Origin of the sequence: Pseudomonas sp. GCM10022186, assembly GCF_042656385.1 — a bacterium.
Classification (GTDB): Bacteria; Pseudomonadota; Gammaproteobacteria; order Pseudomonadales; family Pseudomonadaceae; genus Metapseudomonas.
The window spans coordinates 120,964-145,433 of sequence record NZ_JBHSOU010000060.1 but is presented as its reverse complement, the minus strand read 5'-3'; the positions used below and the strand labels follow the sequence as shown (position 1 = coordinate 145,433).

Below are 24,470 nucleotides of genomic sequence, written 5' to 3'. Positions count from 1 at the left end.
GGGCAGATCATCCCGTGGAACTTCCCGCTGCTGATGGCCGCCTGGAAGCTCGCCCCGGCGCTCGCCGCCGGCAACTGCGTGGTACTGAAACCCGCCGAGCAGACCCCGCTGGGCATCACCGTGCTGATGGAGCTGATCGGCGACCTGCTGCCGGCCGGCGTGCTCAACGTGGTGCAAGGCTTCGGCAAGGAAGCGGGCGAGGCCCTGGCCACCAGCAAGCGCATCGCCAAGATCGCCTTCACCGGCTCGACCCCGGTCGGCTCGCACATCCTCAAGTGCGCCGCGGAGAACATCATCCCCTCCACCGTGGAGCTGGGCGGCAAGAGCCCGAACATCTACTTCGAAGACATCATGCAGGCCGAGCCGGCCTTCATCGAGAAGGCCGCCGAAGGCCTGGTGCTGGCCTTCTTCAACCAGGGCGAGGTGTGCACCTGCCCGTCCCGCGCCCTGGTGCAGGAATCCATCTACCCGGCCTTCATGGCCGAGGTGATGAAGAAGGTCAAGGCCATCAAGCGCGGCGACCCGCTGGACACCGAAACCATGGTCGGCGCCCAGGCCTCCCAGCAGCAGTTCGAGAAGATCCTCAGCTACCTCGAGATCGCCCAGCAGGAAGGCGCGGAAGTGCTCGCCGGCGGCGCCGTGGAGAAGCTGGAGGGCAGCCTGGCCAGCGGTTACTACATCCAGCCGACCCTGCTCAAGGGCAACAACAAGATGCGCGTGTTCCAGGAAGAGATCTTCGGCCCGGTGGTGGGCGTCACCACCTTCAAGGACGAAGCCGAGGCCCTGGCGATCGCCAACGACACCGAGTTCGGTCTCGGCGCCGGCCTCTGGACCCGCGACATCAACCGCGCCTACCGCATGGGCCGCGGCATCAAGGCCGGCCGCGTCTGGACCAACTGCTACCACCTGTACCCGGCCCACGCCGCCTTCGGTGGCTACAAGAAGTCCGGCGTCGGCCGCGAGACCCACAAGATGATGCTCGACCACTACCAGCAGACCAAGAACCTGCTGGTGAGCTACGACATCAACCCGCTGGGCTTCTTCTGATCCCTGGCACTCCATGAAAAAACGCGGCCTCGGCCGCGTTTTTTCATGGGCGGTCGGTTCCCTACAGCGATTGAAATCGCCCCTTCTACAGGAAAAGCAGCTCCGTCGCTTGGGTCGGGCTCAGCGCTCGTCCCCCCGCCACTGCCGCGGACTCACCCCGAACCAGCGACGGAAGGCACGGGAGAAGGCGCTGGTTTCGGAATAGCCGAGCAGCGGCGCCAGTTCGGAAATGGGCCGCTGGCGCTGGCGCAGGTAGTGCAGCGCCAGCTCGCGGCGGGTCTGTTCCACCAGTTGGCTGAAGCTGAGGTTCTCTTCGCGCAGGCGGCGCTGCAGGCCCGCCGGGGTGAGTTCCAGGCGCTCGGCGATCTGTTCCAGGCTGGGTTCGCCCAGGGCCAGGGCGAGACGGATCTGGGTGCCCGCCTCTTCCAGCAGGCTTGGCCGGCCGCCCTGCTCGCCCAGGCGGCGGATCACGTCCTGGAACAGGAACAGCAGGTTGGGATCGCGCTCGGGCATCGGCTTGCCCTGCACGTCGCCCTTGGGCACCAGCAGGAAGTTGCACGGCCGGCCGAACTGCACCGGCGCGCCGAAGGCCTGGCCGTGTTCCTGCCAACCCTCCGGGCGGTCGTGCTCGAAGGCCACCGCGCGCGGCGCCCAGTCGCGGCCCAATACGTGGCGGATCAGGTTGAGCGCCATGCCCATGGTCAGCTCGGCGTCCTGGCGGCGGTCGAGGATCGCGCCGTGACGCACCTGGTAGTCGAAGCGCAGGCACTCGCCGCAATCCACCAGGCGGATCAGGGTGCTGTGCTGGTGATAGGGGAAGGCCGCGGCGAAATGCTTCAGCGCCTCTTCCAGGGTGTCCGAGCAGAGCCCCACATAGCCCAGCAATCCCAGGGCTCGGGGCTGGAACTGCTGGCCGTAGCGCAGGCCGAAGTTGTCGCAGCCGGACTGCCGCGCCGCCTCTTCCAGCACCTGGCAGTAGTTGGGCAGGGCCAGGCTCAGGGTGGGGTGGAGCAACCGCTCCGGGTCGATGCCGGCGCGGCCGAAGATGCGGTCCAGGTCGCCGCCCTGGTCGGTGATGAAGCGGTCAAGGCCACTGGCAGCCGCCGACAGCACGCCGACGTTGCTCGCCATGGGCGCCTGCAGGCCGGCACTGGAAAACAGGGACTGGTTCATCACGGATTACCAAGTCTTTTTTTGATCACGCATTCAAGCAAAACCCATGCCCCTTGTCCGGCCGCGCGGGAGCGGGCTGGAGCCCCCGTGAAAGGGACGATTCCGGGCCATTTGCGTGCACGCCATCGCGCCGTGCCCCGTGCCGGGGCGAGCCCGGTGGGGTGATGGGTAACAGTGCCGCGCGACTTGACCGCAGAGGCCGCACACGGCGTTCCAGGGTCAAGTCCTGGGGAGGGTCGCTGGATAAGATCGGACCAGGTCATCCACCAACGACGCCCCCAGGGCGAGGAGTCCCGATGAGCACGACACAACAACTAAAACCCACGCTCGGCACCTTGCATCTCTGGGGCATCGCCGTCGGCCTGGTGATATCCGGCGAGTACTTCGGCTGGAGCTATGGCTGGGGCGCCGCCGGCACCCTGGGCTTCCTGGTCACCGCGCTGCTGGTGGCGACCATGTACACCTGCTTCATCTTCAGCTTCACCGAACTGACCACCGCCATTCCCCACGCCGGCGGCCCCTTCGCCTACAGCCGCCGCGCCTTCGGCGAGAAAGGCGGGCTGATCGCCGGCATCGCCACCCTCATCGAATTCGTCTTCGCCCCGCCGGCCATCGCCATGGCCATCGGCGCCTACCTCAACGTGCAGTACCCGGAACTCGATCCCAAGCACGCCGCAGTGGGCGCCTACTTCGTGTTCATGACCCTGAACATCCTCGGCGTCAGCATCGCCGCCGCCTTCGAGCTGGTGGTGACCATCCTGGCGGTGGCCGAGCTGCTGGTGTTCATGGGCGTGGTAGCGCCGGGTTTCAGCTTCAGCAACTTCGTAGTCAATGGCTGGGCCGGCTCCAATGAGTTCGGCGGGCAAGCGATTTCCGGCATCTTCGCCGCCATCCCCTTCGCCATCTGGTTCTTCCTCGCCATCGAGGGCGCGGCCATGGCCGCGGAAGAAGCCAAGGACCCGAAACGTACCATCCCGCGCGCCTATATCGCCGGCATCCTGACTCTGGTGTTCCTCGCCATCGGCGTGATGATCATGGCCGGCGGCGTGGGTGACTGGCGCCAGCTGTCCGGAATCAACGACCCACTGCCCCAGGCCATGAAGGCGGTGGTCGGCAACGACTCCACCTGGATGCACATGCTGGTGTGGATCGGCCTGTTCGGCCTGGTGGCCAGCTTCCACGGCATCATCCTCGGCTACTCGCGGCAGTTCTTCGCCCTGGCCCGCGCCGGCTACCTGCCCCGCGGCCTGGCCAAGCTGTCGCGCTTCCAGACCCCGCACCGCGCCATCATCGCCGGCGGCGTGGTCGGCATCGCCGCCATCTACAGCGACGGCCTGGTGAACCTGCAAGGCATGAGCCTGACCGCGGCGATGATCACCATGAGCGTGTTCGGCGCCATCGTCATGTACATCATCAGCATGCTCAGCCTGTTCAAGCTGCGCGCCAGCGAGCCGCACCTGGAGCGCACCTTCCGCGCCCCGGGCTATCCGGTGGTGCCGGCCATCGCCCTGGTGCTGGCCGTGGTCTGCCTGCTGGCCATGGCCTGGTTCAACACCCTGATCGGTTTCATCTTCCTCGGCTTCATGGCGGCGGGTTACATCTACTTCCAGTTCACCGCCCACCATCGCGCCAGTGCACCGGAAGATGCGATGCTGACCCGCGCCTGAACCCAACCCGTAGGGTGGAAATCCACGTGTGGGATTTCCACCGTGATGGTGGATAGAAAAGCGCTATCCACCCTACGAGGGCTGCACTACCCAGGCTCACCCGAGGACGGAGACACAGATGGCAAGCTTTTCCCACAGCGTCGGCGGCGAGACCTGGCGTTTCGACAGCCTCAAGGAAGTCATGGCCAAGGCCAGCCCGGCGCGCTCCGGCGACTACCTGGCCGGAGTGGCCGCCGCCAGCGATGGCGAGCGGGTCGCCGCGCAGATGGCCCTGGCGGACATCCCGCTCAAGCACTTCCTCGACGAGGCGCTGATCCCCTACGAGGAGGACGAAGTCACCCGCCTGATCATCGACAGTCACGACCGCGCCGCCTTCGCCCCGGTGAGCCACCTCACCGTCGGCGGCCTGCGCGACTGGCTGCTCAGCGAGCTCGCCGACGAAGCCAGCCTGCGCGCCCTGGCCAAGGGCCTGACGCCGGAGATGGCCGCGGCCGTGTCGAAGATCATGCGCGTGCAGGACCTGGTGCTGGTGGCACAGAAGATCCGCGTGGTCACCCGCTTCCGCAACACCATGGGCCTGCGCGGCCGGCTCTCCACCCGCCTGCAACCGAACCACCCCACCGATGAACCGGCCGGCATCGCCGCGAGCATTCTCGACGGCCTGCTCTACGGCAACGGCGACGCCATGCTGGGGATCAACCCGGCCACCGACAGCATCGCTTCCATCTGCGCCATGCTGGAGATGCTCGACGCCATCATCCAGCGCTACGAGATCCCCACCCAGGCCTGCGTGCTGACCCATGTCACCACCTCCATCGCCGCCATCGAGCGCGGCGTGCCGCTGGACCTGGTGTTCCAGTCCATCGCTGGCACCGAGGCGGCCAACGCCAGCTTCGGGGTGAGCCTGAAGATCCTCCAGGAAGGCTACGAGGCGGGCCTGTCGCAAAAGCGCGGCACCCTGGGCAACAACCTGATGTACTTCGAGACCGGCCAGGGCAGCGCGCTGTCCGCCAACGCCCACCACGGCGTCGACCAGCAGACCTGCGAAACCCGCGCCTACGCCGTGGCCCGGCACTTCAACCCCTTCCTGGTGAACACCGTGGTCGGCTTCATCGGCCCGGAATACCTCTATAACGGCAAGCAGATCATCCGCGCCGGGCTGGAGGACCACTTCTGCGCCAAGCTGCTGGGCGTGCCCATGGGCTGCGACATCTGCTACACCAACCATGCCGAAGCCGACCAGGACGACATGGACACCCTGCTGACCCTGCTGGGGGTGGCCGGCATCAACTTCATCATGGGCATCCCCGGCTCCGACGACGTGATGCTCAACTACCAGACCACCTCCTTCCATGACGCCCTCTACGCGCGCCAGAGCCTGGGGCTGAAGCCCGCGCCGGAGTTCGAGGCCTGGCTGGAACGCATGGGCATCCTGGTGCAGAACGATGGCCGGGTGATACTCGGCGAGCAGCTGCCACCCGCCTTTCGCCAGGCCATCGCGCGACTCGCCTGAACCCGTAGGAGAGAAGGATGAAAGACCCACGCCCCACCTCCGGCCACACCGCCAACCCCTGGCAGGAACTGCGCCGCCTGACCCCCGCGCGCATCGCCCTGGGCCGGGCCGGCATCAGCCTGCCCACCCACGCCCAGCTGAACTTCCAGTACGCCCATGCCCAGGCGCGGGATGCCGTGCACCTGCCCTTCGAGCATGCCGAGCTGTCGGCGAAGCTGGCCGAGCGTGGCCGCGAAACCCTGCTGCTGCACAGCGCCGCGAAGGACCGCGACACCTACCTGCAACGCCCGGACCTCGGCCGACGCCTGGATTCCGCGTCAGTGGAGAAACTGCGCCAGCACACCCAGGCCAACCCCGGCGGCTACGACCTGGCCGTGGTAGTGGCCGACGGCCTCTCCGCCCTGGCGGTACAGCGCCATACCCTGCCCTTCCTCGATCGCATGGAAGAACAGGCCCTGGCCGAAGGCTGGTCGCTGTCCCCCGTGGTGCTGGTGCAGCAGGGCCGCGTTGCGGTGGCCGATGAGGTGGCCGAACTGCTGGGGGCGAAGATGGTGGTGATCCTGATCGGCGAACGCCCCGGCCTAAGCTCGCCCGACAGCCTCGGCCTGTACTTCACCTGGGCGCCCCGCGTCGGCCTCACGGACGCCTACCGCAACTGCATCTCCAATGTGCGCCTGGAAGGCCTGTCCTACGGCATGGCCGCCCACCGCCTGCTCTACCTGATGCGCGAGGCCTGCCGCCGGCAACTCTCCGGGGTCAACCTGAAGGACGAGGCCGAAGTGCCGTCGCTGTCCGGCGAGCCCGACCGGGCCCTGGCGGGAAATTTCCTGCTGGCGAGCGACCAACATTGAGGCGCCGATGGCGCTTTTTCGGAAGATCGAGCAAGGGCTTCGGCATTCTGGGCTGAAACAGTGCGGCCGGATCGCGGGAAAATCGCTCACGCCATGCGCACGACCGCTTTAGCGATTTCGGGCCTGACGAAGCAAAGGAAGCGCGTCGTAGGCAGTACTGAGCGTTTGAAGACCAGCGAGCCGTCGCTGTTGGGCCTCGCTGCGCTCGGCGCCAACCTACGGGCCGGGGGCATCACCGCCTGCCAGCACATCAGACTTTTCCACAGGCAGAACCAAGACTCTTCTGATTTCGCGAGCTCGGAATTGGCAGCAGCATCCCGGCGATGTTCCACGGATGCCCGCCGCCTTTCCACTCTCGACACATTGAAGCGGCATCGGCGGTTGGCGTCTCCATAGGCTCACCTGTCACGGCAGGTGGGCTGGAAACCTGAGAGAGCCCGCCATGCCCACCCAATCCGGCCTGCGCTTCACCTTCGACCTGGTCGGCGGCGCGGCGCGCGACGTCTTCGAAGTCGTCTCGTTCGAACTCCACGAAGCACTCTCCGAGACCTTCCACCTCGCCGTCGAACTGGCCTGCGCCAACCCCGCGGTGGACTTCGCCGAGGTGCTCGACCGCCCCGCTCGGCTGACCCTCTGGCACGGCGACACCCCCGTGCGCCACGTGCACGGCGCCGTCTCCGCCTTCGTCCAGGGCGACACCGGCTTCCGCCGCACCCGCTACTCGGCGGTGGTCGAGCCGCGCCTGGCGCGCCTGAAGCTCAGCTCCGACTGGCGCCTCTTCCAGCGCCTCAGCGTCCCGCAGATCGCCGAGGCGGTGCTCAAGGCCCACGGCCTGACCCTGGACTACGAGCAGCGCGTCACCCGCGAGCACCTGGTCCGCGAGTACTGCGTGCAGGCCGGCGACACCGACTACCACTTCATCGAGCGCATCCTGCGCGAGGAAGGCTTCTTCTACGCCTTCCGCCACAGCGCCGACGGCCACCAGCTGGTGCACAGCGACCGCCTGTTCATCCACGGCCGCCTGGGCGGCGAGCCGGTGCAGTACCAGCCCACCCCCGGTGGCGACCAGCCGGTGCCGGCGCTGCACCGCTTCGCCTACGCCGAGAACGTGCGCACCGCGCGGCAGACCCAGCGCGACTACACCTTCAAGCACCCCCGCTACACCCACCAGCACAGCCACGACGGCGCCGACCTGGACCACCAGGGCCGCCGCTACGAGCGCTACGACTACCCCGCCCGCGCCAAGTTCGACGAGGCCGGCAAGCCCTTCGCCGAGCACCGCCTGCGCGGCCACCGCCGCGATGCGCGCCTCGCCCGGGTCGAGGACGATGACCCGCGCCTGCAGCCGGGCATTTCCTTCCAGCTCGCCGGCCACCCGCGCGCGGACCTGAACCGCGGCTGGCGCCCGGTCCGCATCGTCCACCGCGGCGTGCAGCACACCAGCCTGGCCGAAGAGAGCGCCGACGCCCAGCAGGGCACCCACTACCGCTACGCGGCCGAACTGGTCCCGGACGACGCCGAGTGGCGCGCCGAACCGCTGGCCAGGCCGCGTATCGACGGCCCGCAGCACGCCGTGGTGGTCGGCCCGCCGGGCGAGGAGATCTACACCGACGAATACGGCCGGGTGAAGGTCAGGAGGAAATCTACCTCCACGCGCAGAAGGACCAGAACATCCACGTCAACCATGACGAAACCACCTTCGTCGGCCACGACCGCCGCGAGCGGGTGGAGCACGACGAGACCGTCGCCATCGGCCACGACCGCAGCGAAACGGTGGGCCACGACGAACAGGTCGGCATCGGCCAGGACCGGCGCCACGCCATCGGCCAGGACGACGCCCTGACCATCGGCCGCAACCACCACATCCGCACCGGCAAGGACCGCAGCGAAGAGGTGGGCAACCACCGCCGCGACACGACCGCGGCCAACCACTGGGTGAGCATCGGCGGCCACCAGGAACAGACCGTGAAAGGCCACGCCGAGCTGCAGGCCGGCCAGGCCATCCGCCACCGCACGAGGGACTATCAGATACAGGCGGGCGAGGTCCTCATCATCCGGGGGCCTGGTGGGACGATTCGCATCGACGATGCCGGCATCACCCTGGATGCCTTGGCCATCGAATTCAAGGGACCACTGGACGTCGACCCGGCGGGCAAGGGCAACCCCTATGTCATTGACGGCACACCCAACCTCGGGAAAGCCGGCGATTTCTGCCTTGACTGTTTCCTTCGGGCCGCCCGCTCCGGCGGAGCCGTGGTGCCCGTATGATGCTCAACTCACCCCATACCAGCACGCACACCTATTACCTGTTCGACGGCGCATTGCTGCTGGGCACACCACAACTGCCATGGCTGCTGGAACAACCCGGCCGTCACCGACTCTATGAGGACCTGGGCGAACAGGCCGCCAATGTCGGCCCCTGGCTGCCGCCCGCAACCGCACCGCTGCACGAGTTTACCCGTGGCCTTCTTTCGAGCGCCCTCGATCAACGCTTCGCCTGCAGCGGCCTGGTCTGCCAAGCACCTCTTCCCGAACTGCTGGAGCATTTGCGGGCCCTGCGCTACCTGGAAGCCAGGAATGGGCAACGCTACTACTTCCGCTATGCCGATGGACGCGCCTTCAGCGATGTATGGCAAGCCCTCACGCCCGGACAACAAGACGCCACGCTGGGCCCCATCGAGGCCTGGCATCACTCCGACCGGAGCGGCCTTCGCAGTGTCCGCGCGCAGCCTCGGCCCACAGCCGAGGCCTCATTACCTTTGCAACTGCACCCCCGGCAATGGCATGAACTGATCGAGAGCGGCCGAATCGGCGAGCTGTTCGACGCGGCCTGTCGAGCCGATCAGTCCCTACCTCCTCAAGGACAGGCGCGGCAGCGTTACACCTGGACGCAGCAGACCTACGCCTGGCTGCATCGCCTGAAAGTGGACGCCCTATCCGTACAGGTGGCGGCGATCCTGGTCATCTGGCGGACCGCCGGCCTGCTCCTGAAAGAAGAACAGTTCGAGGCCGCCTTGCGTCGGGCGCAGCGCACCGGGGATATCAGCCACGTGCTGGCGTTCGCCTCCCTGGGCACCGGGAGGCCTGTATGAAACGGCTTGCTTCCCCGCTGGCCCTGTTGGGCCTCTGCCTGCAACTGGCGGCCTGCGATAACCGCCAGGATATGGTTCCCGCCGCCCTGACCGGTATCGACCACCTGGCCGACCACCTCAGCGTGCAGGACTTCTCGGTCAATGGCACCGGCGGCTTCCAGGCCGGCAAGGGGGGCAGCGTGGTCTGCTGCGTCAGCCTGCCCCGCAAATGGCACCCCGGGCTGACTGCCGTGGTGAGCTGGAATACCACCAACTGGCGCGACTGCGCCTGGGAGCAACGGACACGTCGGGTGCCGGTGGAGCACTATGACGAGGTCGGCCATATCTGGACCCACTTCCTCGCCGATAGCTCGGTGCGCGTGGTGTCCTCCGACATCGGCCCCGGCATCTATGGCCCCAATCCCGACTATCCCGGCCCTTACGATCTGATTCCCCAGAAGGAGCCGTGGAAGGTCTATCCCGCTCCGAGCACCCATTGTCCGCCGCAAGCTCAACCCACTGTCATGGAGCGACTGGAATGAACGAACGCTTCAATCTCCATCCACAAGGCCCCACGCCCCACATAACGCCCCTGTTTCCCCAATGCCTGCCAAGGACCGAGCGCTGCGAAATCGACCTGCAGATCGGCATCTTCTTCGACGGCACCGGCAACAACCAGGACTGGGATGAGGCCACGGGCGGCAACCCCGGCCTGGGCATGACCCAGCGCCAGGCGCGTAAGGACAGCAATGTGGTACGCCTGTATCGGGCCTACCCGGAAAAACCCTTGGATGGCCATTTCCGACTGTACGTCCCCGGTGTCGGCACCCCTTTCCCGGAAATCGGCGAGGACACTCCCGCCCCCTTCGGCGCCGCCATGGGCAGTGGCGGCGATGGACGCATCAACTATGCACTGCTGCGCGTGCTGGACTTCATACAACGCGGCATTTCCGACAACCGCCCCCGCTATTCGCAAGGCACCCTTTTGGCGCTGTGCCGCAATGGCACGCGCACCTTGAACAGGCTGGGCAGCTATTCCCCCCTGGTCGGCGGCTTTGAGGACTCGCGGGCGCTGGATGCCGTGGGCATGCGCACCGTCGGCGGCCTGCTGTGCCATGCCAATGGCGAGCGCGCCCATGCCGAGGCCTTCTACCGCCAGCAGACCCGGGCACTGGCCGAGCGGATCGCCCTGATCGCCAAACCCAAGCTCGTCGACATCACTATCGATGTCTTCGGTTTTTCCCGAGGTGCGGCCCAGGCGCGGGTGTTCTGCAACTGGCTGAACGCGATGTTCGTGGATGGCCGGCTCTGCGGCGTGCCGACCCGGCTGCGCTTTCTTGGCATCTTCGACACCGTGGCCTCGGTGGGGGTGCCCAACAGCGCCGGGGGCGACGGCCATTTCGCCTGGGCCAAGGCGGAAACCCTGCGTATTCCCGCCAACATCCATCAGTGCGTCCACTACATCGCCATGCATGAGAACCGCGCCTCCTTTCCCCTGGAGAGCGTCCGCAACCAGGACGGCAGCCTGCCCCGCAACTGCCAGCAGTTCGCCCTGCCGGGCATGCACTCGGATGTCGGCGGCGGCTACCTGCCGCAGGAACAGGGGCGTGGCCCCAGCGGCGAGCCCAGCGATGTGTTGTCGCAGATTCCCTTGGAGCTGATGTACCAGGCGGCAAGGGAAGCACTGGTCCCGCTGGATAGAGCATTAGCCATGGAGGGCTTGTATGATCCCTTCGAGATCAACCCCAACGTCCACCAGGCCTACGACGCCTTCATGGCCGCCACCTCGCCCCGGGCCACCACGGCCCAGTGGCTTATCCCCTACCTGGCCTGGCGCTACCAGGTGCGCACCGTCTATGCCGCCCAGCTGTCCTGGGTGAAGCGTGCCAATGTCCGGGATCACAAGGACCTGGCCGGGGCCAACCGGACCTTGCTGGAGGATATCGCCGCACTCGAAGGCCTCACCCCGGAAGAGGTGAAGGTCTATCGCTACAACCCCCAGGGCTTCAGCGGCGTCCTGTTGCAAAAGGCCGCCCGGCGCCAACTGCTGGCCCCGGAAGCCGCCGATGTGCTCACCCACCTCAAGGCGCACTCCCCATTGGCTACGGCGGCCAACCCGGAGCGGCACACGCCCCAGGCCTTCCTGTTCGCCAACTACCTGCACGACTCCTATGCCGGCTTCAGGATCGCCGGGCGCTGGGAGTTGCAGGGCTACCTGCGCTATCGCCGTGTCTATCGCGGTAGCGACGATCCGCTTACCAATGCGCCGCCCACCGAGCAGCAGCAACGCGAAGCCGCCCAGCGGGAATACGAAGCGCAGAGGCGCGCTGCAGAACAGCATCGACATGGGCAAGTTGTTCGATGGCCCCTGGTAAACGGCCGGGAACTTCCTGCTGACGGGTACAAATGACTGATAGCCGGGGAGTTGGCCACGTATCGGCCAGACGGCATTGAAAATGGCCCCGAGCTGCACGGTTGCGCCTCGTAAACCGCGCCTCCTCGACCATCCTTGCCTTGTCTGGTGCCGGCTCGCGAATCCACAAGGAGCAAGGGGGGCAAGGATGCAAATCAAACGCTTGCTTGGATTGCGCTTTCAATTGGCTTTGGTGCAGGATCGAATCGCTTCGCTGGCACAGCATCTGCATTGCGAACATTGCCCCAACCACTGACATCGAGGCCCATCATGCGCATCGTCCAAGCCACCCTGGAGCACCTGGACCTGCTTACGCCGCTGTTCGTGAAGTACCGTGAGTTCTACGGTGAACTGCCGTTCCCGGAGTCCTCGAGGAAGTTCCTGGAAAAGCGCCTGAGCCGCCAGGAATCCGTGATCTACCTCGCCCTCGCCGATGAAGACGAGCGCCTCTTGGGCTTCTGCCAGCTCTACCCGAGCTTCTCCTCGCTGGCGTTGAAGCGCGTCTGGATCCTCAACGACATCTATGTTGCCGAAGACGCTCGCCGCCAACTGGTGGCCGACCGCCTGCTGCAGACGGCGAAGAAGATGGCGCGCGAGACCAACGCCGTACGCATGCGCGTCTCCACCAGCGTGAGCAACGAGGTGGCGAAAAAGGTGTACGAGTCCATCGGTTTCCACGAAGACACCGAGTTCAAGAACTACATCCTGCCGATCAACAGCGACTGACACCGGCCCCCGCCCGGACCTCCTGGTCCGGGCGCTTCCGGCCTAGCCCAAGCCCAGCCACAGGCCAAGCAACAGGGGCAGCCCCAGCATCAGGGCAACGGCCAACCGCCATGACTTGCCGCGCCTGTGTGCGGGGCGCTGCCGACGCGCCTGCACCAGCGGCCGCTCCAGGGCCAACTGGAATTCCGACAACGCTTCGAAGCGCGCCCCGGGGTGCGGCGCCAGGGCCTTGGCCAGCACACCGTCCCAGCCTTCAGGCAGGCCCGCGAGCGTTCCGGCAAGCGGCACGTAGCGGCCGGTCTGGCCGTCTTCGGGCCGCGCCGCCTCCGGCCATTGCCCACTGAGCAGCCAATAGGCCAGCGCCGCCAGGGCGAACTGGTCGGCGCTGCCATCCAGCGCGCGGCCGTGCCGCAGCTCGGGCGCCAGGGGCACCGCCCGAGCGGGAGCGGTCTGGCGAGCGACGCCCGGCAGGATGGCAGCGAACTCCGGCAACAGCAGCAGGCGACCGTCCTCGTCCACCAGTATCTGCCGGGGATTCAGCCAGAGTCCCTGCATGCCTCGCCGCTGCAGCGAGCGGACCGCCTCGATGAGCTGAACCACCAGGCCGAAGGTGGCCTCGGCATCCAGCGGACCGTTGCCCTCCTGCCGCCGCGCCAGGCTCCGGGCACCCTCGGCAGGCAGGGCGAAGAGCTGGAAGGCATGGTGGCGGCCCCGGCGTGGCGACAGCACCTGGGGCAAGGTCGCCACCGGGCTGCGCCGCAATACCCATTCGCGCTGCCAGAAAGCTTCATCGGCATCCCCCTCGGCCAGCCAGAGCAACGCCTCGCGCCCCTCCTCCATGGCGCGGAACAACCGCCCCGGGGGCCCGTAGTCGCAGGGTGCGAGCAGTGTCCAGCCATCCACGTGCATGCCCGGCACAGCCTCCTCCAGCTTCGGCCAGTGGCCGCCGACTGCCGCGGGCGGCAGGCAATGGCGCTCTCCGGGCAGGACCAGGGCAGCCGCGCCGGGAGCGCCCAGCAGCGGCTCCAGCAAGTCAGCCAACTGGCCGGGCTGCAGGCCGGCGCCGGCGTTGCACAGGGCACCCAGGTCAGCCACTTCCAGCAAGGGCTGGGGCGCCATCAACAAGGGCTGGGGCGGCGCCAGCGGCAGGCTGTGCTGGATCACCGCCAGCTCCGCCTGGCTGCCCAGGGGATTGTCGCGTCCGACCAGGCCATCGGCCTGTCCGTCGAGGAATCGCACCAGCCCGATGGCGCCAGCCTGGAGGAAATGCGCCTCGCCGTCCTGCACCAGCAGCAGGCCGGCGCTCAACTCCGGCACCACCTCGCCGGCCTGGCGGCGGCGGAACAGCTGCAGGTTGAGCGCCGCCAGCACCTGCCTCGCCGCCTGGGTTTCGCTCCAGCCCTCGGGCGTACAGCCATAGTCGGCAAATACGGCGTCCAGATACTGCCCCAGCATTTGCACAACATTGGTGCAGGAACGCCCCCAGAGCAGGGCCACCAGCAGCAGCGGCGGGCGCCCGCGCCGCCCCGCCACCCAGGCTGCGCGGGCACGGGCCGCCTGGGTGGGCAGGTCCAGCCCGTGCCCCTGGGCGAGGCTCACGGCGGGGTGTTCCAACAACTGCAATGACATGGGCCTATCCTGAATCCGGGAAATCACTGGAAACAGTTGCAGCCTTCATGCCGCTCGCCATTCGGCCAAGGACTCGTCGTGCCCGCGAGACTTCCCCCTATAATGCGTCAGTCACAGCCCCCACCCGCCGCACCCATCCACAAGGCGTCTCATGGATTTCAACCCGATCGACCTCATCCTTCACCTGGACCAATACCTCAACCTGCTGGTCACCAACTATGGAACCTGGATCTACGCCATCCTCTTCCTGGTCATCTTCTGTGAGACGGGCCTGGTGGTAACGCCATTCCTCCCCGGCGACTCCCTGCTGTTCATCGCCGGCGCGGTCAGCGCCGGTGGCGCCATGGACCCCTGGCTGCTCGGCGGCCTGCTGATGCTCGCCGCCATCAGCGGCGACAGCCTCAACTACCTGATCGGCCGCACCGCCGGCGAACGCCTGTTCAGCAACCCGAATTCGAAGATCTTCCGCCGCGACTACCTGCAGCGCACCCATGAGTTCTATGACCGCCACGGTGGCAAGACCGTGACCCTGGCGCGCTTCCTGCCGATCGTGCGGACCTTCGCCCCCTTCGTCGCCGGCGTGGGCCGCATGCCCTACCCGCGCTTTTTCGCCTTCAGCGTGCTGGGCACCATCCTCTGGGTGGGCGGCCTGGTGACCCTGGGCTTCTTCTTCGGCAACGTGCCCTTCATCAAGCAGAACCTGTCGCTCATGGTGATCGCCATCATCGGCATCTCCATGCTGCCGATGGTAATCAGCATGGTCCGCAACCACTTTCGGCCTTCCGCCAAAGGCGTAGGCCACTCGGGCTGACCCCGGTCCCATGTGGTCCTACCGCACCTGGCGCCGCCGGCGCATCCTCGCCCGCAACCCGGTCGACCCGCAGCAGTGGGCGGCCGTGCGCCGGCGCCTGCCGATACTCGACGGCCTGGACGAAACCGAAGACCAGCGCCTGCGCGAGCGCAGCGTGCTCTTCCTGCATGACAAGCGCATCACCGCCCTGGCCGGCGTCGAGCTGTCCCGGGAAGACCGCCTGCTGCTCGCCGCCCAGGCCCAGCTCCCCCTGCTGCACCTGCCGGACCTCGACTGGTACCAGGGTTTCCACGAACTGGTCCTCTATCCCGATGACTTCGTCAGCCCCCAGCGCCACCGCGACGCCGCCGGCGTCGAGCATGAATACGACGACGAGCGCAGCGGCGAATCCTGGCAGTTCGGCCCGGTCATCCTCGCCTGGCCCGGCGTGCAGGCCAGCGGCGGCTGGGACGGCTACAACCTGGTGATCCACGAGCTGGCACACAAGCTCGACATGCTCAGCGGCGGGCCCAATGGCCTGCCGCCCCTGCACCGGGACATGCGCCAATCCGACTGGGCACTGGCGATGAAAAGCGCCTTTGATGAGATGAACGCCCAGCTCGACCGCGACCCCGATGCCGAAACGCCCATCGACCCCTACGCCGCGGAAGACCCGGCGGAGTTCTTCGCCGTCACCAGCGAATACTTCTTCACCGCCCCGGACCTGCTGGACCAGGCCTTCCCCGCCGTCTACCGCCAGCTCCAGGCCTTCTACCGCCAGGACCCGCTGGGTCGTCTGAAACGACTTCAGGACAATCATCCGGACTATCGCGACGCGACCAACGGATAAGTAGAACGGCGTGGCATCGGTGTGGGAATGTGCCTATAATCGCGCCCACTTTTTTGGCCCCACCTTTGGGAGTTGACCATGAGCTACAGCAAGATCCCGGCCGGCAAAGACCTGCCGAACGACATCTACGTCGCGATCGAGATTCCGGCCAACCACGCGCCGATCAAATACGAAATCGACAAGGACAGCGACTGCCTGTTCGTCGACCGCTTCATGGCCACCCCGATGTTCTACCCGGCCAACTACGGCTACATCCCCAACACCCTGGCTGACGACGGCGATCCCCTGGACGTGCTGGTCGTCACCCCCTACCCGGTGGCTCCGGGCGCCGTGATCCGCGCCCGTCCGGTCGGCGTCCTGCACATGACCGACGAAGCCGGCGGCGACGCCAAACTGCTGGCCGTGCCCCACGACAAACTGAGCGTCCTCTACAAGGACGTGAAGGAATACACCGACCTGCCGGCCCTGCTGCTGGAACAGATCAAGCACTTCTTCGAGAACTACAAGGACCTCGAGAAAGGCAAGTGGGTGAAGGTAGAAGGCTGGGGCAACGCCGACGAAGCCCGCGCCGAAATCACCAAGGCGGTTGCGGCTTACCAGAAGTAAGACCCGCGATTCCGTCCTGCAGACAACGCCCGTATCCATCGATACGGGCGTTGTCGTTTCAGGCCCTCATACCCGCCGCCGGGTATCCGACGGACGCTCGCCATAGGCCTTTCGGTAATCCACGGCGAACTGCCCCAGATGGACGAAGCCCCAGCGCGAGGCGATCTCGGTGATCGACGCCGCCTGCTCCGGCTCGAGGAGCGCCTCCCGCACCCGCTGCAGGCGGACCTCCTTCACGTAGCGCATCACCCCGATATCGCGCCATTGCCGAAAAGCCCTCTGCAGGGTCCGGACACTGCAGTGGGCTGCGGCGGCGATCGCCGCCAGCGTCAGCGGCTGCCCGGCCTGTTCATCGATGAAGGCCATGGCGCGCCTCAGGCAGGCCGGGGCGATGGCGCCGGCCGTTCCAGGCAGCGCGGCCAGGCGGTCCGCGACCAGGTGCATGATCAGCAGTTCTTCCGCACGCGGCAGCAGCATCGCCCTCAGGCTCTCCGGCGTATCGGGGTGCAGCAATTGCCGCAGCATCTCCACGGACGCCAGCCAGCGATCGCGCTGCCCCGGCGCCGCCAGCACGCAGGAAGACAGTCCTCCGGGCAACGACCGGCCGGACAGGCGCCGCCAGAACTCATCGACCCGCCGCGCATCGATACGCACGCCCATCTGCACGTTGTCCAGGCTGTAGCGGTAGCTCGATCGCGCATCCCGGGCGATGACCACGGTCGAGCCGGCCCTCCCCCTGTGTTCGAGGCTTCCGCTGCGGATATCCGCGCGCCCCGCCAGCGTGGTGAGCACCAGGACGAAGTCCTCGAAAACCTCCGGCTCGATCGAGATGTCCGCCCCGTAGGTGAACCAGGACAGCGCAACGCTCTCGCCCTGCAGCCGGGACATGCTGGCGGGCCAACGACGCTGGCGAGCCGCGTGGAAACGGTAGGGACAATACACCCGGCCGACTTCTTCACGGGCGCGCTCCAGGTCCGTGGATTCGAACACCAGCGCGCTGCGCGGAATATCGCCAAGGCGCAACGACGAGCCTGACGACGTGGCTGGCGGGCGGGGATGGGAAAACGAGGTGTTCACGTTCTGCTTCCTCCATGGCGCGAGGATCTGGCCTGTGGAAAAAGGGCGCGTTTCCGATGCGGATGGCGCCCGATAGATAGCCGGCCCGCTGACGCCCGGCCGACCATGAGGCCCTGTCGCCTACCGATGGAGCCTTGCGTAGAACCATGAAACCTTCACTCAGGAAAAACTATACGGCCTACATCAACGGTGGATTCGTTCCGTCCCACGGAGCGGTGTTCGCCGCCACCAACCCGGCCACCGGCGAGCACCTCGCCGACATCGCCCGCTGCGATGCCGCCGACGTCGCCACGGCGGTCCAGGCCGCGCAACGGGCCCTGCCCGGCTGGAAGGCCACCAGCTACGAGGAACGCGCCGCCTTGCTGAACCGGCTTGCCGACGCCCTGGAGAAGGAACTCCCGCGCCTGGCGCTGATCGACGCCCTGGACGTTGGCCGGCGCGTCGCCGAGACCCGCCTGGACCACCAGAAAGCCATCGCCCAGTACCGCTACTTCGCCGGCGCGATCCTGACCCACGAGGGCTACGGGCGACCGATCCCGGACGGCTACCTGATGGTCAAGCGCGACCCCATCGGTGTGGTCGGGCAGATCATCCCGTGGAACGTGCCGGCGCTGATGGTCGCCCTCAAGGTGGCCCCGGCACTGGCGGCGGGCAATACCCTGGTGCTCAAGCCCGACGAGAACGCCTCGCTGTCCACCCTGGAGTTCGCCGAGATCGCCGGCGGCATCTTCCCTCCGGGGGTCATCAACGTGGTGCCAGGCTTCGGCGAGGAAGTCGGCGCCGCCCTGACCGCCCACCCGCAGGTGGCCAAGCTGGCCTTCACCGGCAGCCCCGAGGTCGGCCGCATCATCGCCCACGCCGGGGCCGAACGGCTGGTGCCGGTGTCCCTGGAACTGGGCGGCAAGAGCCCCAACATCGTGTTCCCGGATGCCGAAAACCTCGACGCGGTGGTGGATAACGCCCTGTTCGCCGCCATGTACTGCAATGGCCAGTCCTGCCTGGCCGGAACCCGCCTGTTCGTTCACGACGACCTCTACGCGTCCTTCGTGGACAAGCTCGCCAGCGCCGCCGCCCGCATGAAGGTCGGCAACCCGCTGGACGAATCGGTGCACCTCAGTTGCCTGATATCCGCCAAGCAGGGGAAGCGGGTGCTGGAGTACATCGGCATCGGCAAGGAAGAAGGGGCCAAGGTCCTGTTCGGCGGCGAGCGCGAGCCCGTCGCGGGCTGCGAGGCCGGCTACTTCATCCAGCCCACACTGCTGGAGGTCCGCCACGGCATGCGCGTGGCCCAGGAGGAAATCTTCGGGCCGGTACTCAGCATCATCCGCTGGAGCGATTACCAGCAGATGCTGAAGGAAGCCAACGGCGTCCCCTATGGACTCGCCGCCGGTATCTATACCGCCGACCTGGAAAACGCGATGCGCACCGCCGACGCGCTGGAAGCCGGCTCGGTCTGGATCAACCAGTACTTCAACCTCAGCAGCGGCGTTCCCTTCGGTGGGGTCAAGGAAAGCGGCATCGGCATCGAACACGGCCGTGAAACCCTGAACCTCTACTCGCGGGTGAAGTCGGTCACCGTCCGCAACCGCGTGATCGAACCCTGGTACCTGGGTTGACCTTCGATTCCCCGGCGCCGCCACAGGCGGCGCCGGCCAGGAGACGATCCATGAATACACCTGAATTCCATGACATCCGCGCCGCCGTCACCCGCGGCAAGGGTGAGCCGTTCAGGCTCGAGGCAGCCCGCCTGCGGGCCCCGCGGGGCGACGAGGTGCTGGTGCGCATCGTCGCCAGCGGCCTCTGCCATACCGACCTGATCATCCGCGACCAGTACTATCCCGTGCCCCTGCCGGCGGTACTGGGGCACGAAGGGGCGGGCATAGTCGAAGCCATAGGTCCGCAAGTCAGCACCCTCGCCGTCGGCGACCACGTGGTACTGACCTACGGCCACTGCGGCCATTGCCTGCCCTGCAGCGCCGGACATACCTCCTATTGCACTGACTTCTACGCCCACAACTTCGGCGGGGCCGACCCGCACGGCAACTGCGCCATCGTCGACGCCAACGGCGAGCCCCTGCACGACCACTTCTTCGCCCAGTCCTCCTTCGCGACACTCGCCCTGAGCCGCGAAAACAACGCCATCAAGGTGTCGAAGGACGCGCCCCTGGAACTGCTCGGGCCACTCGGCTGCGGCATACAGACCGGCGCCGGGGCCGTCATCAACGCGCTCAAGGTGTCCCCCGGCAGCCGCTTCCTCGCCCTGGGCGCCGGTGCGGTCGGGCTGTCCGCCGTGCTGGCGGCCAGGCTCGCCGGTGCCGCGACCATCATCGCGGTGGACCGGGTTCCCAGCCGCCTGGAGTTGGCCCGGGAGATCGGCGCCACTCATGCGCTCGACAGCGGGAAGCCCGACTGGGTCGAGGCCATCCGGGACATCGCCGGCGGCGGCGTGGATTTCGCCCTCGAGTCCACCGGACGCCCGGCCATCCTGGCCCAGGGCGTAGCGGCCCTGGCACCGCTGGGCGTACTGGGCGTGGTGGGCGCCTCGCCGCAAGGCACCCAGGCCGCGTTCGACCTCAACGACCTGATGATTGCGGGCAAGAGCATTCGCGGCATCTGCGAGGGCGACAGCGTGCCGCGCAAATTCATCCCGGAGCTGGTCGAGTTGCACATGCAGGGCCGCTTCGCCTTCGACCGGCTGGTGAAGTTCTACCCCTTCGACGCGATCAACCAGGCCGCCGCGGACAGCGAGGCAGGCGTGACCCTGAAGCCGATCCTGCTCATGGACGGCCATAGATCCGCCCCCTGAACACCCTTATCAGGACCTGAAAATGACCACACTCTATCGCGGCATGGACCGCGCGACGCTCGATGCGGCCTACAACAACTCCGCAGCGGTCGCGGACTTCCCCGCCATCCTCGCCGACTTCCAGTCCCGCAGCGCGCAGCTCTACGCCAGCACGGCCTGCCGGCGCAACCTGCGCTACGGCGTTCGCCCAAGGGAGCGCTACGACTGGATTCCCTGCGGCAGGACCGATGCCCCCACCTTCGTCTTCATCCATGGAGGCTACTGGCAGAACTGCACCAAGGAGGATTTCGCCTTCATCGCCAGCGGCCCCCTCGCCAGCGGCTTCAACGTCGTGCTGGTGGAATACACCCTGGCGCCGGAAGCCTCCATGAGCCGGATCGTCGGCGAAATCGGCAACCTGCTCGACCACCTCGCCGCGGACCGCGATCACCTGGGCTGCGCGGGCCGTCCATTGGTGCTCAGTGGGCACTCGGCCGGCGGCCACCTGACAGCCCAGCATCGCGCGCACCCGCTGGTGAGCACCGCGTTGCCAATCAGCCCGCTGGTGGACCTGGAGCCGATCAGCCTGTCATGGCTCGACGAAAAACTGCGCCTCACGGCACAGGAGATCCAGGCTTACAGCCCGCTGCGCCACATCGGCGCGGGCGCGCCCACCCTGGTCGCCGTGGGCGCCGCCGAATTGCCGGAACTCGTCCGCCACGCGGATGAATATGCAATGGCATGCAAGGCCGCCGGTGAAACCGCCACGCTGATCCACGTGCCGGACTGCACGCACTTCTCCGTACTCGATGACCTGGCACGGGCGGACGGCGTGCTGCTGGGTGCCCTGGCCGCAATGCCCGGGCGCTGAAGTACGTTTAGAAGTGGCGGCGGCGCTGGAGATTTGCTAAAGTCCGCGCCCGCGCAGAGCTAAACGCCTGATGCGCAAAGAATTCTTAAGGCGGCCGGGGCTTACCAAAAATGAGCCCTGGCCACCCAATGAAAGCCGGCCACAAGCCGGCTTTTTAATGCCCGGAGAAAAGTTGCCGGGCGACCAATGCCGAACCAGACTCCCCCGACGGAATACCCTCCGCACTTCACCAATCGCCCGCCATGAACCTCGACGCCATCGCCACCCTGGAACAGCAACTGACCGCCGCCCTGGAAAACCCGCCGGCTGAAACGCGCCGCATCTTCCATGGTCGCGGCCGGCGCTGGCCTGGGCTGGAGCAGGTCACGGTCGACTGGCTGCAGGCGGTGGTGCTGGTGTCCTTGTTTCGCGAGCCGGGCGAAGACGAGCTCGCCGGGCTGAAAGCGATGCTGGCGCGGCTGGCGCAGTCGCCGGTGTGGCAGCGCAGCGGCGCGCGGAGCCTGCTGCTGCAGCATCGCTATCGGCTGGAGAGCACCGTCGAGCTGCTCTGGGGCGAAGGTGTGGATGAATGCGTGGTCAGCGAAGGCGGGCTGCGTTTCAAGCTGGACCTGGGCAAGAAGCAGAACAACGGGCTGTTCCTCGATATGCGCTACGGTCGTGATTGGGTTCGTGCCCACTCGCAAGGCAAGCGGGTGCTCAACCTGTTCGCCTACACCTGCGGCTTTTCCGTGGCCGCCATTGAGGGCGGTGCCGGGCATGTGGTGAACCTGGATATGGCCAGCTCGGCGTTGAGCCGTGGGCGGGACAACCATCGGCTGAATGGCCATGACCTCGATCGGGTGAGTTTTCTCGGCCATGAGCTGTTCAAGTCCTGGGGCAAGGTGAAGAAGGGCGGGCCCTATGACCTGGTGATCATCGACCCGCCGTCTTTCCAGAAGGGCAGCTTTGCATTGACCCGCGACTACCAGAAGATCCTCCGCCGCCTGCCGGAGTTGCTGACCGAGGACGGAGAGGTGCTGGCCTGTGTGAATGATCCGGCCATCGGGCCGGATTTCCTGATCCAGGGGATGGCGGCGGAAGCGCCGGAGCTGCGCTTCGTGGAGCGGCTGGAGAATCCGCCGGAGTTCGCCGATATCGACCCGGATGCGGGGTTGAAGGCGTTGGTGTTTCGGCGGGGGTAGTCAAAGCTTCCCTCTCCCCCGGCCCCTCTCCCGCAAGCGGGAGAGGGGTGACTCGCGCCGGCATGGCCCTGCCCCTGCACCACCTGTAGGGGCGAATTCATTCGCCAAGCAGGACGCAGTCCTGCCGTAGGTTGGCGCCGAGGAACGAGGCCCAACACCGCGCGAGCTCACCCCCGCCCTGCCTCAGGCCAGGCCTAGAACGGCACCGTCAGCTTCAACCAATACGCATCCCCTTCCGCACGGTTGCGCACGCCGGTTTCCTGTTCCCATTTTGCGGTGAGGAACCAGCCGTCCTTGTTGCTGTACATGATCGACGGGCCGATGGAGAAGGCGCGGCCCTTGTTGTCGTCGATGCGCTCACCGTGCTGGCGGTCGTCGGTGGTCTGCCGGTAGAAGTAGCCGCCCACGCCCAGCACCCAGCCATTGCCGAGGCCCCAGCCCACGGCGTAGTCGAAGTGGAATTCCTGGCCGGAGCGGTAATCGGTGGCGGAGTTCTCCAGGTTGAAGTCGTACATCAGCTTGACGCTGGCATTGAGGCCGGCGGGGGCGACGTGGGAAATGGCCAGCACCGGCTCCACGGTCCAGTAGTTGCGGCCGATATTGGCCAGATCGTCGCGGTCGTATTCGCCGGTTGGGGCGATGAAGTCCAGAGCGAGGATGCTGTGCAGCTTGTCGCTGTGATGAAAGCCCAGGGCCGGGCCGAAGATGACGTCGCCCAGGCCTTTCTTATGCTCGGACTGGCCATTCACTTCCACCTTCAGGTCGACGAAGGGCACCAGGGCGGCGAAGGCCAGGTTGCCGCCGAACACCTCCTGCTCGGTGACCCAGATCAGGCGCGGCGCGATGACGTTGGCACGCACGCGGAAATCCACCGGCAGGCTCTCGCCATCGTTGCCGCGCAGGGTGTCGGCCTCGTAGTGGGTGGAGAAGACCTGGCCGTACAGGCCCGGCGGCGGCATGGCGCCGGACATGTAGTTCTCGGCGCCCATCGGGTAGGTGGAGCCGCCGCCTTCGGTGGCATGGACGACAGGACCGAGGGTGGCGAGGATGCAGCAGGACAGGACACGCAAATTGGTGCTCATCGGCAATACCTTGTTGTTTTTATGGGCGTGAGCCGCCGTCCGCGCCCTTGGCGCGGAGCGTCGGATAGAACGGGTCAGATGCGTTTGAAGAGGGCTGAGCGGGTGCTCTCGCCGGCGCCATCGGCGGCGGTGAGGAAGCGCTCCATGAAGATGTCGCGCTCGAACAGCCGGCCCTGCATCAGGGCGGTGATGGCGGCGTCGATCATCGGCGGCGGGCCGCAGAGGTAGGCCTTGTGCCCGGCGAAGCGGCCGTCGAAATGCTGCTTCGCCGCGTCGTGCACGTAGCCGCGGAATCCGCTCCACTCGCTGTCTTCGGCGGCCTGGCTGAGGGACGGCACGTAGGTGAAGTTCTCGTGCTCTTCCGCCAGGCGCTCGAACAGCTCGCGGTTGTAGAGCTCGGCGCGGGTGCGGGCGCCCTGGAACAGCGTCATGCGCCGGGTGTCGCCCTGCTCCAGCAGGTCGAGGATCATCGACTGCGGGCTGGACAGCCCCGAGCCTCCGGCGATGAAGATCAGGTCCCCCGGCTGCGAAGCGCGCACGAAGAACTGGCCGTAGGGGCCGGAGAGTTCCAGGGCATCGCCCACCTTCAGCTCGCGGTGGATGAAGCCGGTGGCCTGCCCCCCCTCCACCAGGCGCACATGCAATTCCACTTCGTCCGGGCGGCTCGGCGGGTTGGCCAGGGAAAAGGCGCGGGTGCCCTCGATGCCGGGAATCTGCAGGTTGATGTACTGCCCGGCCTGGAAGTCCATGGGCCGGTCCAGCTTCAGGCGCAGGCCCTTGATGGTGGGCGAGAGGTCGTCGAGGGCGAGCACTTCGGCACGATAGTCCTGCACGGCATGACCGGCGAAGTCCGGGTCGACGTCGATATCGGCCTCGATCACCAGGTCGCTCTGCGGCATGGCACAGCAGGCCAGCACCTTGCCCTCGTCACGCTCCATGTCCATCAGGGCGAAGGGCGAGGCGGCGCCGACGTCCACCTCCCCTTCCAGCACCTGCAGCTTGCAGGTGGCGCAGGTGCCGTGGCCGCAGGCGAAGGGCAGCCAGACGCCCTGGCGCAGCGCGGCCTGGAGGATGGTCTGGCCTTCTTCGACTTCGATCTGCTCGCCGGTGGGTTCGATAGTGACCTGGTAGCTCATGG

At 66.8% G+C, this 24,470-nt stretch carries 21 protein-coding genes and 2 pseudogenes; 18 read left to right on the top strand and 5 right to left on the bottom strand.

The window, feature by feature from the left end; translation table 11 throughout:
• On the top strand, positions 1-1,047 hold a 1,047-nt coding region (locus tag ACFPU0_RS19675; RefSeq protein WP_377694948.1), incomplete at its 5' end, for an aldehyde dehydrogenase family protein.
• 120 nt (positions 1,048-1,167) lie between these two features.
• On the opposite strand, the gene ACFPU0_RS19670 is transcribed toward ACFPU0_RS19675, so the two are convergent.
• Positions 1,168-2,220 (bottom strand): AraC family transcriptional regulator, encoded by a 1,053-nt coding sequence (locus ACFPU0_RS19670; protein ID WP_377694947.1) that lies wholly within the window; start codon positions 2,218-2,220, stop codon positions 1,168-1,170.
• A 296-nt stretch (positions 2,221-2,516) separates the two neighbouring features.
• Between ACFPU0_RS19670 and eat the strand changes: the two genes are divergently transcribed.
• The 10 genes and pseudogenes from eat (at position 2,517) to ACFPU0_RS19625 (ending at position 12,461) form a co-directional block, all read left to right on the top strand.
• Positions 2,517-3,887, top strand: a complete 1,371-nt coding sequence (eat, locus tag ACFPU0_RS19665; RefSeq protein WP_377694946.1) for an ethanolamine permease — start codon at positions 2,517-2,519, stop codon at positions 3,885-3,887.
• Between the two features lie 118 nt (positions 3,888-4,005).
• Positions 4,006-5,400, top strand: a complete 1,395-nt coding sequence (locus tag ACFPU0_RS19660) for an ethanolamine ammonia-lyase subunit EutB (RefSeq protein WP_377694944.1) — start codon at positions 4,006-4,008, stop codon at positions 5,398-5,400.
• A gap of 17 nt (positions 5,401-5,417) precedes the next feature.
• On the top strand, positions 5,418-6,251 hold the full coding sequence (gene eutC, locus ACFPU0_RS19655) for an ethanolamine ammonia-lyase subunit EutC (RefSeq protein ID WP_377694943.1): 834 nt from the start codon (positions 5,418-5,420) through the stop codon (positions 6,249-6,251).
• A gap of 442 nt (positions 6,252-6,693) precedes the next feature.
• Positions 6,694-7,827 (top strand): annotated as a pseudogene (gene tssI, locus ACFPU0_RS19650) (type VI secretion system tip protein TssI/VgrG); the annotation flags it as partial.
• Positions 7,804-7,884 (top strand): annotated as a pseudogene (locus ACFPU0_RS29445) (hypothetical protein); the annotation flags it as partial. The pseudogenes tssI and ACFPU0_RS29445, both read left to right, overlap by 24 nt.
• Positions 7,866-8,519, top strand: a complete 654-nt coding sequence (locus ACFPU0_RS19645) for a bacteriophage T4 gp5 trimerisation domain-containing protein (protein ID WP_417715035.1) — start codon at positions 7,866-7,868, stop codon at positions 8,517-8,519. The pseudogene ACFPU0_RS29445 and the gene ACFPU0_RS19645, both read left to right, overlap by 19 nt.
• Positions 8,516-9,343, top strand: coding sequence for a DUF4123 domain-containing protein (locus ACFPU0_RS19640; RefSeq protein WP_377694941.1), 828 nt, complete (start codon positions 8,516-8,518; stop codon positions 9,341-9,343). Before ACFPU0_RS19645 ends, ACFPU0_RS19640 begins: the two co-directional genes overlap by 4 nt.
• Positions 9,340-9,864, top strand: a complete 525-nt coding sequence (locus tag ACFPU0_RS19635) for a DUF3304 domain-containing protein (protein ID WP_377694939.1) — start codon at positions 9,340-9,342, stop codon at positions 9,862-9,864. Before ACFPU0_RS19640 ends, ACFPU0_RS19635 begins: the two co-directional genes overlap by 4 nt.
• The gene (locus ACFPU0_RS19630) at positions 9,861-11,732 is read left to right on the top strand and encodes a phospholipase effector Tle1 domain-containing protein (RefSeq protein WP_377694938.1); all 1,872 of its coding nucleotides are present in this window, start codon (positions 9,861-9,863) and stop codon (positions 11,730-11,732) included. Before ACFPU0_RS19635 ends, ACFPU0_RS19630 begins: the two co-directional genes overlap by 4 nt.
• A 273-nt stretch (positions 11,733-12,005) precedes the next feature.
• Complete coding sequence (locus tag ACFPU0_RS19625) at positions 12,006-12,461, top strand: GNAT family N-acetyltransferase (protein WP_377694937.1); 456 nt, start codon at positions 12,006-12,008, stop codon at positions 12,459-12,461.
• A gap of 42 nt (positions 12,462-12,503) precedes the next feature.
• On the opposite strand, the gene ACFPU0_RS19620 is transcribed toward ACFPU0_RS19625, so the two are convergent.
• Positions 12,504-14,090: a protein kinase gene (locus ACFPU0_RS19620; protein WP_377694936.1), complete on the bottom strand. Its 1,587-nt coding sequence runs from the start codon at positions 14,088-14,090 to the stop codon at positions 12,504-12,506.
• 151 nt (positions 14,091-14,241) lie between these two features.
• Between ACFPU0_RS19620 and ACFPU0_RS19615 the strand changes: the two genes are divergently transcribed.
• The 3 genes from ACFPU0_RS19615 (at position 14,242) to ppa (ending at position 16,336) form a co-directional block, all read left to right on the top strand.
• On the top strand, positions 14,242-14,901 hold the full coding sequence (locus ACFPU0_RS19615) for a DedA family protein (protein WP_377694935.1): 660 nt from the start codon (positions 14,242-14,244) through the stop codon (positions 14,899-14,901).
• A 10-nt stretch (positions 14,902-14,911) separates the two neighbouring features.
• Positions 14,912-15,730 carry a zinc-dependent peptidase gene (locus ACFPU0_RS19610; protein WP_377694934.1) on the top strand — a complete coding sequence of 273 codons (819 nt, stop codon included), beginning with the start codon at positions 14,912-14,914 and terminating at the stop codon, positions 15,728-15,730.
• A gap of 78 nt (positions 15,731-15,808) precedes the next feature.
• Positions 15,809-16,336 (top strand): inorganic diphosphatase, encoded by a 528-nt coding sequence (ppa, locus tag ACFPU0_RS19605; protein WP_004420411.1) that lies wholly within the window; start codon positions 15,809-15,811, stop codon positions 16,334-16,336.
• Between the two features lie 66 nt (positions 16,337-16,402).
• Here ppa and ACFPU0_RS19600 read toward each other — a convergent pair whose 3' ends face one another.
• Complete coding sequence (locus ACFPU0_RS19600; RefSeq protein WP_377694933.1) at positions 16,403-17,413, bottom strand: AraC family transcriptional regulator; 1,011 nt, start codon at positions 17,411-17,413, stop codon at positions 16,403-16,405.
• A gap of 146 nt (positions 17,414-17,559) precedes the next feature.
• Here ACFPU0_RS19600 and ACFPU0_RS19595 point away from each other — a divergent pair, with 146 nt between their 5' ends.
• The 4 genes from ACFPU0_RS19595 to ACFPU0_RS19580 all read left to right on the top strand — a co-directional run bounded on the left by ACFPU0_RS19595 (position 17,560) and on the right by ACFPU0_RS19580 (position 22,250).
• The gene (locus ACFPU0_RS19595; RefSeq protein ID WP_377694932.1) at positions 17,560-19,029 is read left to right on the top strand and encodes an aldehyde dehydrogenase family protein; all 1,470 of its coding nucleotides are present in this window, start codon (positions 17,560-17,562) and stop codon (positions 19,027-19,029) included.
• 50 nt (positions 19,030-19,079) lie between these two features.
• Positions 19,080-20,219, top strand: a complete 1,140-nt coding sequence (locus ACFPU0_RS19590) for an NAD(P)-dependent alcohol dehydrogenase (protein ID WP_377694931.1) — start codon at positions 19,080-19,082, stop codon at positions 20,217-20,219.
• Between the two features lie 22 nt (positions 20,220-20,241).
• Positions 20,242-21,069, top strand: coding sequence for an alpha/beta hydrolase (locus ACFPU0_RS19585; protein WP_377694930.1), 828 nt, complete (start codon positions 20,242-20,244; stop codon positions 21,067-21,069).
• A gap of 242 nt (positions 21,070-21,311) precedes the next feature.
• Positions 21,312-22,250: a class I SAM-dependent methyltransferase gene (locus ACFPU0_RS19580; RefSeq protein WP_377694929.1), complete on the top strand. Its 939-nt coding sequence runs from the start codon at positions 21,312-21,314 to the stop codon at positions 22,248-22,250.
• A gap of 194 nt (positions 22,251-22,444) precedes the next feature.
• Here the strand turns inward: ACFPU0_RS19580 and ACFPU0_RS19575 are convergent, their stop codons facing one another.
• Entirely contained in the window at positions 22,445-23,332 is an 888-nt protein-coding gene (locus ACFPU0_RS19575; RefSeq protein WP_377694928.1) for a SphA family protein, read from the bottom strand.
• Positions 23,333-23,406: 74 nt separating this feature from the next.
• Positions 23,407-24,468 carry an NADH:ubiquinone reductase (Na(+)-transporting) subunit F gene (locus ACFPU0_RS19570; protein ID WP_377694926.1) on the bottom strand — a complete coding sequence of 354 codons (1,062 nt, stop codon included), beginning with the start codon at positions 24,466-24,468 and terminating at the stop codon, positions 23,407-23,409.
• Positions 24,469-24,470: the final 2 nt, after the last annotated feature.